We start from the raw sequence: 13,790 nt of genomic DNA on the forward strand, positions 1-13,790 counted from the left end.
ATTATTTTTTAATTAACCTTGGTATAACTCTTGAATTGGAGACATAATGATACGGTTTACATCATCAATCAGTTGGCTTAATTTTTGTTCAGCTTCCATCAAGACTTTGATTGTTTCATTTTCGCCAGTTTTCATTGCCATTTCTTGTGCTTCTTTAATTTCTTCTTCTAAAATCTCTTCACCAGACATTTGTTTTTGTTGTAATTTAATTTGGATGCCTTGGAATTCTTTAAACATATCATTTGATTCTGGATTTGCTTTAACTGCTTCATAAGCTGCTTTCAAGGCAACATAAGCTTCAGTTTCTCTTAAATCTCTCTCAAGTTGGTTTGCTGTATCATAAATATTTGTACTCATAAAAATGAAACACTCCTCTAATTTAAATTGGTTGTTTTACTCATTAACTATAACATTTCTACTTAATTTAATCCAATACCTTTAATGAAAAAAGTAAATTTCATTGCATATAGTGAGAAACAAAAACACTTATTTTATTTTTTCTTTCAAGCCATTGAAAAATTCACCCGTTTTATCTTTTAAATAGGAAGATCCTTCCTTAAACTTATCTCCCCAATATTTAGCTCCTTCATCAAAACTATCCTTCCATTTATCCATTGTTCCCTTATTTTCTTCAGTCACAATTTCTGAAGCACTTTCTGTTGTAAAAGGCGTCATTGGAGTAACAGGTAATATATTTGCCATTTGAGATCTAAAGACAGGAGCAACTCCTTCTGAACTTAAACCATTTAGGTAATGATTTTCATCCGTTTGATCATATCCAATCCAAGTAGATAAAACAACATCCGGTGTATACCCGACAATCCATTGGTCTTTTGTTCCATTTTTTTCACCAAATGTTAATTCTGTACTTCCTGTTTTACCTGCTATTTTATAGCCTTCTGGTAATGCACTCTGTCCTGTACCGTTATCGAATACCCCCATTAGCATACTCGTCATATCTTTTGCGACTTCTGGTGTTGTCACTTTTTTCGTTTTTGTTTCAGTATTATCGACAATAACTGCTCCAGTAGCATCTACTATCTTTGTAATTAAATGACCTTCTGAGCGTTTCCCTTCGTTTGCAAAGGCTGTATAAGCACTAGCCATCTGTAAGGGCGAAACCCCCTTTGTTAGTCCTCCTAAAGCCAAACCTAAATAGCGATCATCTTCTTTTAAAGGAATACCAAATTTTTTGACTTTTTCAAAACCTTTATCCACACCAATTTGATCTAGTAACCAAACTGCGGGAGCATTGATACTATCTTCTACAGCTTGATACATCGGTACTTCACCTAAATAAATGCCATTATAATTTTCTGGTGTATAATTATCTGATCCATAGGCCTTTTGTTCATCTTTCAATAATGAATCGATTTTATAACCTGATTCTAGTGCTGGCGTATAAACAGCTAATGGTTTCATAATTGAACCTGGTTGGACTCTAATTTGTGTTGCACGGTTAAAGCCTCTAAAAACATGCTCTCCGCGACCACCAACTAAGGCATAAACTCCACCAGTTTTAGGATTCATTGCTACAGACCCGGTTTGAACCAGGGTTCCATCTTCTGAATACTGGAATAAAGCATCATTGTTAATGGTTTCTTGCATTTGTTTTTGATAATCCTGATTTAAAGCCGTATAAATCTTATAGCCTTTGTTTAAGATATCTTCCTCTTTCAAACCGTAATCATTAATGGCTTCATCAATTAGTGCATCAAAATAATAAGGGTATTGATAACCACTAGTTGCGTGATAGGTATCTTCTAATAATAAGGGTTCAGACTTGGCTACATTGGCCTCTTCTGGAGTTAATTTCTGATTGTCTACCATTAAATCCAAGATTAAATTACGACGTTCAATCGAATTGTCCATATGGTCAATTGGATTATAATAACTTGGTGATTTTAAAATTGCAGCAATTGAAGCTGCCTCTGTCACGGTTAGTTCTGAAGCATGTTTTCCGTAGTATTTTTGTGTTGCATCTTCAACACCCCACACTCCGTTTCCGAAGTAGGCATTATTTAAATACATTTCCAATATGTCAGCTTTACTATATTTTTTTTCAATTTCAATAGCTAAAAATAATTCTTCAGCTTTTCTCGAAAGTGTTTGATTTTGTGATAAAAAGGCATTTTTAGCTAATTGTTGCGTCAAGGTACTTCCGCCGCCAACAATGTTTCCGCGATTAACTACATACCCAACTGCTGCTCGTAAGATGCCTTTAACATCAAATCCTCCATGTTCATAAAAACGTTTATCTTCAGTTGAAACAACTGCATCCTGTAATGCTGGAGCGATTTGATCAATACTAACAAAAGTCCCTTTTTGATCATATAGCGTTCCCGCTTCTGCCCCATTTTCATCATAAATTGTTGTCGTCTGCTCGAGGCCAGCTTTTAGCGAAGCGACATCTGCTGTTTTAGCTAGATAAAGCAAATAAATACTCGTTACTAATACAACTAGCAAAGTAGCCAATAAAATAATTTTATTTATATGATATTTTTTCCAAATACGTTTGCGCCAACGATGAACTTTACCTAGATAAGGACGTAGCCATTGCCAAAAAATAATCATTTGGGCTTTAAATTTTGCAAAAAAAGTTTTTTCTTCCATTGATAGCTCAATCCTTCAATATATATATTTTACTCTCTTATAAAATAAGTGCTTCTTTAATTCTACCAAACAATTCCTCGATATGAAATACATCTCAAGGTGGATGTTGAAATAAAAGTCTTTTGACTCCGTCACATTAGTGATTCCGCCCCTTATTCCCCTTGTTTCTTCTAAAATATGATTAAATCCACTCAGAGTACTGGTAGTCTTATCCATTTTCCTTTATAATTCTACAAGAACAGAGTAAAATAAAGGTAAAGAGTTTTTTAAATTTAAACTAAGTTTCACTAAAATGGAGGTGAGGCTTACGCTTATGGCGTAGGCGTGCATTTGTCAATCGGAACCGGTATGATTATATTTTTTATTATTTTAGGTATTGCGGCCTTATTTGTTATGTCAGAATTTGTCTTAGTCCGTATTCGCCCTTCAAGATTAGATTTTCTTATTGAAAATGGCAATAAGAAAGCTATTTTGTTAAAAAAAATGACACAGCATTTAGATACCTATCTATCTGCGACACAACTAGGAGTCACTATTACTTCTCTTGCTTTAGGTTGGTTGGGTGACCCGACTTTTAAACGTTTGTTTGATAATTTATTTGAAAATTTCAGCCTACCAAGCTCAGTTTCAAGTCTTTTATCTATCGTAATCTCATTTTCAGTCCTTACCTTTATCCAAGTCATTGTGGGGGAGTTGGTGCCTAAAAACTTTGCCATTAATAAGACAGAAAAAATCGGCTTATTAATTGCTCGACCTTTACAAATTTGGTATCTTTTAATGTTCCCAATCGTCTATTTACTCAATGGCATTGCAAATGGAATTTCCCGCTCTTTTGGATTGAAAAGTGTTGGTGAATCTGATGAGAGTGTTTCAGAAGAAGAACTGCGGATCATTATGAGTGAAAGTTTAAAAAGTGGGGAAATTAACCATGATGAGTATCAATTTGTCGAGAATGTTTTCGCTTTTGATAATCGTATGAGCCGCGAAATCATGGTTCCTCGTACTGAAATGGTGACTGTCTCAACTGATATGAGCCTGAAAGAAATTAGCCAGTTGGTTCAAACGGAACGATATACTCGTTACCCAGTTATTCAAGATGGCGATAAAGATTCTATCGTTGGAGTCATTAATACAAAAGAAATTTTTGCAGCTTATGTAACATATGTCGAGTCTGGCTTATCTGATGAATTTATGATCACCAAGTATGTTCGACCAGTCATTTCTGTTATTGAAACGATACCCATTAAAGAGATTTTAGTTCGCATGCAAAAAGAACGCAATCAAGTGGCGATTTTAGTTGATGAATATGGTGGTACAAGCGGTATGATTTCAATCGAAGATATCGTTGAAGAAATCGTTGGGGATATTAATGATGATTATGCCACAACTGAAGCGCCGGAAATGACAAAAATAGACGATCATCATTATTTAGTTAGCGCACGCATGTTAATTGACGACATCAACGAGCTATTCGGACTAGACATTGATGAAGAAAATGTTGATACAATTGGTGGATGGATGATGAATGAAAAGTATGATCTTGTTGAAGGGGATCATATTGTTTTCAAGAATTATACATTTACGGTTAAAAAAGCAGGAAAAAGTACAATTGAATGGATAGAGATTACTCTTTCAGACAATAAAGCTGAAACACACGAAGTAAATGAAAAAAATAAAGACGAAGAATAGAAAGATAAGGCCGGGATTTTTTCCTAGCCTTATTTTTTTATTCTTCGAAACGTCTAGTTAATCTGTTTTTTATAAAGCTTATTTTTTTTTATGTTTATCCGTATTACTATTTTTAGGAATATAAATTGGTGAAGAACTATTCTTTTTTTCATCTTTTTGTTTTTCCGCTTGATTGCCTTCAATGTTTCCAAAAACAGTATTGGTTAAAAAATTTTTAAATCCAGGGGTATTCCTTTTTTTTCTAATCGCTCTCACCTCTTTCCAAAATATATTATTACACAATCTTATTAAAATGAAAATAAATTAACTCTAAAATTCCCTAAATTTTAAGCAAACTATTACTTTTTAATTTGACTACAAAGCAAATCAGCTTTTTTCCCCACCTTGTTAAAATAAAAAAACTGAAGGAAATCCCTCAGTTTTCAATCATTCTAAATAGTTATTTTTACTAACTACTCTTCTCCTAAATTTTCCATCTAAGAATATGAAAACAGCTTGAGGTTTTTCCTCAAGCTGTTGGCTTTACTCTTATTTAGGTCTAATAGCACTCGTTTTTAAAAATTCTTCATCGTCAGGATCTTTGGCATAACGAGTACCTGTATTTAAGGTAGCAATCTCTGCCATATCTTCTTTTGATAAACTAAAATCAAAAATTTGGCTATTTTCTTTAATTCGATGTGGAGTAACTGATTTTGGAATAACCACAATTCCGCGTTCTACATGCCACCGTAATACGATTTGTGCAGCTGTTTTATTGTATTTTTCACCAATTTTAACTAAAACTGGATGACTTAATAAATCATGTTTCCCTTGACCTAATGGACCCCAAGCTTCATGAAGGATACCATGTTTTTCCATAAATTCATGAAGTTCGTTTTGTGGAAACTCTGGGTGTGTTTCAATTTGATTAATCATTGGTTTAATTTTAGTATGAGCCATTAAATCTTCTAAATGATGAATTTGGAAATTAGAGACACCGATTGCCTTAATTTTACCCGCCTCATATAATTCTTCCATCGCTTGCCAAGTTTCAATATAATTCGGTGAAGCCCAATGAATTAAATACAGGTCTAAATAATCTGTATCTAGTCGTTTTAAAGTTGCTTCAAAAGCTGCTTTGGTTTCTTCATATCCATGATCATAATTCCAAACTTTTGAAGTTATAAATAATTCTTCACGTGGAATTTCTGTTTCTTTGATTGCTTTTCCAACAAATTCTTCATTATTATAAATCATTGCCGTATCAATGTGACGGTAGCCATCATAAATAGCCGATTTCACAGCCATATTTAGCTCATCTTCTTCTTTTACTAAAAAGACGCCTAATCCTAATTGTGGAATCTCAACACCATTTGCCATTTTCAAACTGTTTGTAATTGCTAATTCCATTCACTAGTCAACTCCTAATTTTATATTTCAGACTGTATATTTTATTTTTGTCCGTCTGTTTATTGTAATGTACTTTCTTAAAACTTACAAAAGAGACGCATCCAATTCATCATTCTCTTCAAAGAAGTTTTTCAAATCTTTTCTCAGTAAAGCAATAGCACCTTTTTGATCGCTTTCAAAATTTAACACAAGTAACGGTTCATGTAAGCTTAAACGCAATAACATCCAACCAGTTCCATACTTCCCAGAAGTATTTACTCGAACACCCTCCAAGTTGCGTGGTTCAACTTCTAAATCAGCTGTTTTATAAATAAATCCTCTGAAATCTTCCATTGCATCTGCTCCAACAAGACTAATATCTTCCGATAAAATCTTGAAACGGACTTCATCTGTTTCAACCGGTTGTTTTAAGTTTGTAATTAAAGAACTTAATTCTTTGCCTTCTTTTGTTAAAGCTGCATCCGTCATTAAAATTTTTGCAACTAAATAAGCACCATCATCTAAAAAATAATTTTCTTTTAAAGCTGCATGACCACTAGTTTCAATCGCTAATGAAGTTGGAATACCATCTTTATTAAGCTGAATTGCACGATTAATCACATTCCGATATCCAGTAATGTACCGATTTTGTTTCCCACCCAGACTTTCAATAAAGTTTTTTAAATGTTCTGAGGTTGTTGAATTTGTAACGATTGTTGTTCCAGGATTTTCTTTAATAACGATTGCTGAAATAATCCCAATTAAATTATTACGATTTAACGTTTTTCCTTGCTTATCCACTAATGCTGAGCGATCAACATCAGTGTCAAAAATAACTCCTAAATCAGCATTATGTGCTAAAACTGCAGATTGAATACTTGCCATTGCAGCTTTATTATCTGGATTTGGAATATGGTTAGGAAAATGTCCATCTGGCTCTAAAAATTGACTCCCTGTAATGTTTGCTCCCAAAACTTCTAAAACTTGAGTCGCAAAGAAGCCTCCTGCGCCGTTTCCTGCATCAACAATAATGTGGCGCCCCAATAAAGGTTGCTGATAATTTTCTTCATCTTGAATGCCTACTCGGATTTTATCAACCAAATCATTTGCATAATCTTTTAGTAAGAAACGTGGCGTTACAAAGCCTTTCATATTTCCCCAAAAAACATATTCCCAATCAGCATGTTCTAAGATATAGGTAATGTCCTCTTTTTCAGCTCCGCCATCTTTTGTAAAAAATTTCAAACCGTTATATTCATATGGCAAGTGGCTAGCAGTAATCATAATAGCGGCATCACAATCATAGTCAACATATTGAGTAGCCATAAACATAGCTGGTGTGGTCGCTAGTCCGACATCAAACACTTCAAAGTTAGCATTTACCAATCCTTCAATTAAAGCGCTTTTAATTCTGTCAGCAGAAAGGCGGCTATCATGTCCTACAGCCACACGTATTGGATAATGTGGATCGTCAACCGCTAACTTCTTGATTTCTTTTAGCCATGAGGCAAACCCATATGCTATCCTTTCAACTCGGTCATCTGTTAAATTCATGACTTTGTCCTCAGTTGTAAGTGCAATTCCTCTAACATCTGAGCCATTTTGTAAAGCATTTAAGACTGGAATACTTGATTCATTCATTTATTCTACTCCCCTTTGTTAGGATAAATAATAACTCGTTGATTCATATAAGTTCAGAAAGAATTAGCTTTTAAAAGCTGGTCCACTTATTAAAATAATCGTACATGCGAATAGCTTCTTCCTCACTTGGAGAAATAACCAAAATCGTATCATTTCCGCCGACAGTTCCAACCATCTCTGGAAAATCGATTGAGTCAAGTAAAGCTGCGACCACATGGGCATTGCCTGGAATTGTCATGATAATTGTCATAAATTGAACACGCGTAAGTTTTATTACCACTTCGCCAATCGTTTGTTCCAATTTTTCTTTGTCCGACATTTTATTGTGCTGGAATAAAATATATTTAACAGTGCCCTTTGAGGATGTTGTTTTTACTAAGTTCATTTCTTTAATATCTCGTGAAATTGTGGCTTGAGTTGCCTCAACACCTTCTGCTTTAAGGAATTGTAACAGCTCTTCTTGTGTTGCCACATCGTGGTTATTAATAATTTGTTTAATCACCATTTGCCTGTTTGTTTTCTTCATTTAAGAAAACCCCCTTTGTTTTTGGTTCCTACTTCACATTATACCAAATCAAACCCATTTCTGCTTTTATTTCCTCTGCTTTTTTACTAAAAATTAGAAATCAAAAATAAAGATGGTATTTCGTAGCATGATTTGTTATACTAAATCTAATTTCATATCAAAATTTTGTCGACAAAGAGAGTATTTTTCCAACTAAGTTTAAAGCGAATTGGGACGGTGTAAGCCAATAACAGTTGAAAAAAGAAGCGCACTTTGGAAAAAATAATTTGAACATTATAGTAGAATTATTCGGATTTGTTATCCGTTATCAATCAACAAGTGGCTAAGAGAATAACCCTTAGCAACAAGAGTGGTACCGCGGGCCTATTCTCGTCTCTTATTTGAATTCATTCAAATTTGGGCGTTTTTTTTATGCCTTTTTGTCAACAAAACGAGACTGAAGAAACCAAAATAGGAGGAATTTTTAATGGATTATAAATTACTTGTCGCTGAATTATTACAAAAAGAAATTGGCGAAACATTAACAACTGAACAAATTTTCAACTTATTAGAAAAACCAAAATCAGCTGATCACGGGGATATTGCTTTCCCAACTTTTGCTTTAGCTAAGGCTTTTCGGAAAGCTCCACAACAAATTGCGACTGACTTAGGAACTAAAATTACAGATCCGCTTATCGCTAAAATTGATGTTGTAGGTCCTTATTTAAACTTCTTTTTAAATAAAGAAAGAGTTAGTTCTACAGTTCTTAAAGAAGTTTTAGATGCTGGAACAACATACGGCAACCAATCAATTGGCTTAGGTCAAACTATTCCAATTGATTTATCTTCACCAAATATAGCAAAACCTATTTCAATGGGACATTTGCGTTCGACTGTTATTGGAAATTCTATTGCGAATATTGCTGAAAAACTTGGCTTTAAACCTATTCGGATCAACCACCTAGGCGATTGGGGAACTCAATTTGGGAAATTAATCGTAGCCTATAAACTGTGGGGCAATGAAGAAAGTGTTAAAGCTGAACCAATTAATGAATTATTACGACTTTACGTGAAATTCCATGCTGAAGCAGAGGAAAAACCTGAATTAGATGACGAAGCACGCGCTTGGTTCAAACGTTTAGAAGATGGAGACGAAGAAGCCGTAGCTTTATGGAAATGGTTCAGAGAAGAATCTTTAACTGAATTCAACCATATTTACAAATTATTAGGGATTGAATTTGATTCTTATAATGGTGAAGCTTTTTATAATGACAAAATGGATGAAGTTTTAGATTTATTAGAAGAAAAACACATTCTAACTGTCGATAATGGTGCAACTATTGTTGATTTAGAGAAATACAATTTAAATCCAGCGTTGATCCGGAAATCAGATGGCGCAACCTTATATATTACTCGTGATTTAGCAGCTGCACTTTACCGTCATCGTACGTATAATTTCGCTCAGTCTTTATATGTAGTTGGAAATGAACAAAGCAACCATTTCAAACAGTTAAAAGCGGTCTTAAAAGAATTAGGCTTTGATTGGGCTGATCAAATGCATCATGTGCCTTTTGGTTTAATTACGCAAGGTGGTAAAAAACTGTCTACTAGAAAAGGCAAGATTGTCTTATTAGAGGAAGTTTTAAATGAAGCTGTTAATTTAGCGAATCAACAAATTACTGAGAAAAATCCTGATTTAGCAGATAAAGATACTACTGCTAGCCAAGTTGGAATTGGTGCTGTTATTTTCCATGATTTGAAAAATGATCGTTTAAATAATTTTGACTTCGTTTTAGAGGAAGTTGTTCGTTTTGAAGGTGAAACTGGACCTTATGTTCAATATACACGTGCCAGAGCTATGAGTATTTTACGCAAAGCTGCTGATGTCTCTTTTGATTCAGCATCGTTGGCATTGGATGACGAATACAGCTGGGAAGTCATCAAACTAATTCAAGAATATCCAACAACTGTTTTACGTGCCTATGATAAACTAGAACCATCTGTTATTGCGAAGCATGCGATTCATTTAGCTCAAGCCTTTAACCGTTATTATGCACAAGTTAAAGTTTTGAATGATGATGCGCAAAAACCTGCTCGTTTAGCTTTAGTTAAAGCTGTAACGATTATATTAAAAGAAGATTTACGCTTGCTTGGTGTTGGTGCACCAGACGAAATGTAATTCAAATTAACAAAAACCCTGAGAAATCAATTGATTCTCAGGGTTTTTTCTATTTATTTTTGGTTCTTTTTCTTAAAATTGCTAACACAGCTAGCCCCATAATTCCAACTCCAGCCAGACTGTAATTTAATGATTGTTTTTCACCAGTTTCTGGCAAGCTATTTTTACTTACTTTAGCTGTTGCTGGTAATGGATTTGCTGTCTTAAAAGGTGGTTGAATCTGGCTTATACTAGTACCCGGTTGTTGCTTTTGATAAATATATACAACCGATTGATTTTCAGATGTAAATAGTCCTTTGGCATTGGTTGGTACTTGTTTTAATTCCCAACCAATAAAGGATTTCGCCATCGTTTCATAAGTAGCATCTAGTTGCCCAGTTAATTGCTCAGATGGACTAAGTTTACTGCCTTCGGTATCTTGGTAATCAACTGTAACTGGCGCACCATTGGCTTTCTCGTAGATATACACAATAGTCTGAGGTTTATCTGTAAATAGGCCTTTGGTATTTTCAGGACTTGTTTTCAACACCCAACCAGCTATCTCTTTTATGCTTGCCTCATAAGGAGCATCTAGTTTTCCATCCAATTGTTCTGAAGGAATTAAATCATGTCCTTCTTCGTCTTGATAGTAAACAGTAATTGGTGCTGCCGTTGCCTTTTCATAAATATAGACAACTGTTTGATTTTTATCCGTAAATAAACCCTCTGCATTAGCTGGGACTTCTTTTACTACCCAACCTGCTAGTTCTTTTTCACTTGTTGAATATGGAAAATCTAATTTTCCGCTTAACTGTTCAGCCGGAGCTAATTCGTTTCCAGCTTCATCTTGGTAATAAACAGTCACTGGCTCCCCAGCTTTTTTCTCATATACATAGGTAACGGTTTGTACATCTGTTGTAAATAGTCCGCTGACATTATCAGGAACTTCTTTTAGAACCCAATCAGGTATATCTTTTTCTTGCGCCTGATAACTTTCATTCACATTTCCATTTAATTCCTCAACAGGTGCTAATTCATTATTTTCTTCGTCTACATAATGGACATTTACTGGAGCACCTGCAATTGGATCATTCTCAATAGCAAAGCTTTGGTAATAGGTTCCCGCAGAAATAGCATAAAAAGTGAACCCTACTGGAATTTCATAGGTTCCAAACGGATTATTATAACGTGCATTATAAATAAAAGATGTAGCATTTTCATATGCATCAGGTTCAATTTGATTGATTGTTAATCCATTTGTATCAATTGTTAGGCGATCTGCTCCCATTTCTACTCCATCAAATACGAAATAAGTATCTGATAAAGCGGTACTAAATGAAGGGGTATATCCGTCAAAATTAGTTAATTGTTTAGGAAATTCAGCAAAAGGAAGTGTAATTGTTTTTCTTTCACTATCATAAATCAATTTAGAGCGCATCAAATTCACAGCAGCATTATCTCTGCCTGTGTTTTGCCCTGTCGCTGATAATCTCGTTAATTTTGGAGCATCATTGACCCATCTAAAATCAGAAACCCCATTAAATTGAATATTCAGAGCTTGTAAGTTAGGTAAATTTGCCAAAACTGAGACATCGGTAATTTGGGGATTTCTTTGAATATTAATTGACTGTAAACTAGTTATATTTGCTAATTTCTCAATGATTACATTATCACTCTCTGTCCGATCCAAATCAATATGTGTTAATAAACTTAAGCCAGATAAATCAGGAAATAAAGAAGAATCCAGCGCTTGACCATTTATACGTATATTTGTGACATTTATCGCATACTCTAAGCCTGTAAAATCAGTTATTTTTGAGCTTCCAATTGAAAGGCTAGTCAAGTTCTCCATCACTTCTTTTGTAACAATTGCATCGTCTGCTAATCTTAAAGTCGTTCGAATAAGTCGTTGAAACTCAACATCCGGAACCACACTAATTTCTTGATTAGAAGTATCTACTGAAGTTTGAGTTTCCTCAGCGATAACCTTCCCCGTAGTCAAAACTGGTGATACTAAACTAGCAATTAGACCGATTGAAATAATTTTTTTAAGTTGCATAAACATTCCTCCATAAACTTAATTAATTTGTTTTTTATTCTTAATCTATAACAGAATTCCACAAAAAATTTTCATTTTTTTATACAGTAAAAAAAAGATTTAGAAAACTGTGACTCCACTACACTAATGAGTTATCGTATACGTTTACTCCATTAAATATAGCATTTGTAATTCCTTTTTTTATCCCTGGGAAAAATTAGTCGCTATTCTGTCACACTTTCTGTTCACATGGTATTCACATTTAACTCTCATTATAAAATAACAGGATTAAGTTTTTAAGGTTATTTTAAGTTCCCCAACGTAAACTAAGTTCATAACTACCAAGACTTATTAAAAAGGAGTTTTAGACATGAGTAAAAATAAAAACATTTTTCAACGTAAAGAAAAAAAATATAGGCTGTCCTTAGATCAATTCGAAGACTTGTTTAAAGAGTTACTCTTCTATATGGAACAAGATAAATGTGGGATGCAGACAATCTCGTCTCTTTATTACGACACTGATGATTTTCAGTTGATTCAAAAATCAATTGAAAAACCAATCTACCGTGAAAAATTTAGAATTCGCAGCTATGGAATTCCTACAGCTACAGATATGATTTTTTTAGAACTGAAGAAAAAATTTGAAGGCGTCGTTTATAAAAGACGCGTATCATTAAGTTTGGCGGAAGCGACTACTTACTTATCTTCCACTAACATTCCATTAGAAAACAATCAGATTATGCAAGAAATTGATTGGTTCTATTCACGTCATCAACTAACTCCAAAAGTTTTAATTGCCTATGATCGAATTGCCCTTTTTGGCAAAGAAGATCTCGATTTTCGAATTACCTTTGATTTCAAAGTGCGTTGGCGATCTACAAACTTAGATTTAAGTGCTGGAGATCATGGAGCCTATTTAATTCCAAAAGATGAATGTTTAATGGAAATCAAAGCGCTAGGAGCGATTCCTTTTTGGCTGACACAAATTTTGGCCAATCATGAACTTTATCCTGTCTCATTTTCAAAATACGGAACCTGTTACAAAAATTATTTATATCAAGAAAGGGTCGATCAATTATGTTAGCAAGTATTTTATCATCTACAACTGGAGATATTACGATTTTACAAATCTTATTTTGTACCATTTCCTCTTTACTTTTGGGGGTTTTAGCGGCAAGTGTCCATATGTATCGTAATGTTTACTCAAAAAGTTTTGTTGTTACATTAGCAATTCTACCAGTTTTAGTTCAAACCGTTATTATGTTAGTTAATGGAAACTTAGGCACAGGGGTTGCCGTTTTAGGGGCCTTTAGTCTGATTCGTTTTCGTTCTGTTGCAGGTGGTGCAAGAGAAATAAGTAGTATTTTCTGGGCTATGGGAATTGGATTAGCTACAGGTATGGGTTACTTAGTCTATGTTTTCTTATTTTCGCTAATTATTGGATGTATGCTCCTCTTTTTAAATACCATCCACTTTGGACAAAGTAAACGGACTGAAAAATCTTTAAAAATAACGATTCCTGAAAACTTAGACTATACAGGTTTATTTGATGACTTGTTTGATAAGTATACGTATGAAGCTCATTTAGATCGTGTAAAAACAACCAATATGGGCAGTTTGTATGAACTAATGTATCAAATTATGTTAAAAGATAACCGAGAAGAAAAAGCAATGATTGATGAAATTAGACGTCGCAATGGCAATCTAACCATTATTTGCGGAAAAGTAGCAACGAATAAAGATGAACTTTAAAATTTAATTCAAAGAGGTGTATAACT

General features: G+C 34.1%; 10 protein-coding genes and 1 other annotated feature. Of the genes, 4 read left to right on the forward strand and 6 right to left on the reverse strand.

Annotation, left to right across the window (positions count from 1 at the left end):
- Positions 1-12: 12 nt before the first annotated feature.
- Together MHI00_RS11075 and MHI00_RS11080 are read right to left on the reverse strand one after the other, a co-directional pair.
- Positions 13-357 carry a YlbF family regulator gene (locus tag MHI00_RS11075; protein WP_010051820.1) on the reverse strand — a complete coding sequence of 115 codons (345 nt, stop codon included), beginning with the start codon at positions 355-357 and terminating at the stop codon, positions 13-15.
- A 129-nt stretch (positions 358-486) separates the two neighbouring features.
- A complete protein-coding gene (locus tag MHI00_RS11080; protein WP_332629398.1) occupies positions 487-2,613 on the reverse strand; it encodes a PBP1A family penicillin-binding protein in 2,127 nt (708 codons plus the stop codon).
- A 324-nt stretch (positions 2,614-2,937) separates the two neighbouring features.
- Here MHI00_RS11080 and MHI00_RS11085 point away from each other — a divergent pair, with 324 nt between their 5' ends.
- A complete protein-coding gene (locus MHI00_RS11085; protein ID WP_332480652.1) occupies positions 2,938-4,302 on the forward strand; it encodes a hemolysin family protein in 1,365 nt (454 codons plus the stop codon).
- Positions 4,303-4,830: 528 nt separating this feature from the next.
- On the opposite strand, the gene MHI00_RS11090 is transcribed toward MHI00_RS11085, so the two are convergent.
- From MHI00_RS11090 to argR, 3 genes are all read right to left on the reverse strand, one after another.
- Positions 4,831-5,691, reverse strand: coding sequence for an aldo/keto reductase (locus MHI00_RS11090; protein ID WP_187957704.1), 861 nt, complete (start codon positions 5,689-5,691; stop codon positions 4,831-4,833).
- Between the two features lie 84 nt (positions 5,692-5,775).
- A complete protein-coding gene (locus MHI00_RS11095) occupies positions 5,776-7,311 on the reverse strand; it encodes a phosphomannomutase/phosphoglucomutase (RefSeq protein ID WP_341113659.1) in 1,536 nt (511 codons plus the stop codon).
- A gap of 70 nt (positions 7,312-7,381) precedes the next feature.
- Entirely contained in the window at positions 7,382-7,837 is a 456-nt protein-coding gene (argR, locus tag MHI00_RS11100) for an arginine repressor (RefSeq protein ID WP_010051814.1), read from the reverse strand.
- A gap of 159 nt (positions 7,838-7,996) precedes the next feature.
- Positions 7,997-8,217, forward strand: a binding site (T-box leader).
- A gap of 86 nt (positions 8,218-8,303) precedes the next feature.
- Here argR and argS point away from each other — a divergent pair.
- The gene (argS, locus tag MHI00_RS11105) at positions 8,304-9,995 is read left to right on the forward strand and encodes an arginine--tRNA ligase (RefSeq protein ID WP_341113661.1); all 1,692 of its coding nucleotides are present in this window, start codon (positions 8,304-8,306) and stop codon (positions 9,993-9,995) included.
- Between the two features lie 49 nt (positions 9,996-10,044).
- Here the strand turns inward: argS and MHI00_RS11110 are convergent, their stop codons facing one another.
- Positions 10,045-12,033, reverse strand: a complete 1,989-nt coding sequence (locus MHI00_RS11110) for a MucBP domain-containing protein (protein WP_341113663.1) — start codon at positions 12,031-12,033, stop codon at positions 10,045-10,047.
- A 349-nt stretch (positions 12,034-12,382) separates the two neighbouring features.
- Between MHI00_RS11110 and MHI00_RS11115 the strand changes: the two genes are divergently transcribed.
- Together MHI00_RS11115 and MHI00_RS11120 are read left to right on the forward strand one after the other, a co-directional pair.
- Positions 12,383-13,096, forward strand: coding sequence for a polyphosphate polymerase domain-containing protein (locus MHI00_RS11115; protein ID WP_341113664.1), 714 nt, complete (start codon positions 12,383-12,385; stop codon positions 13,094-13,096).
- Positions 13,090-13,764: a DUF4956 domain-containing protein gene (locus MHI00_RS11120; RefSeq protein WP_341113668.1), complete on the forward strand. Its 675-nt coding sequence runs from the start codon at positions 13,090-13,092 to the stop codon at positions 13,762-13,764. Before MHI00_RS11115 ends, MHI00_RS11120 begins: the two co-directional genes overlap by 7 nt.
- Positions 13,765-13,790: the final 26 nt, after the last annotated feature.

This window comes from Carnobacterium sp. FSL E2-0243, from assembly GCF_038003605.1.
Lineage (GTDB): Bacteria > Bacillota > Bacilli > Lactobacillales > Carnobacteriaceae > Carnobacterium > Carnobacterium maltaromaticum.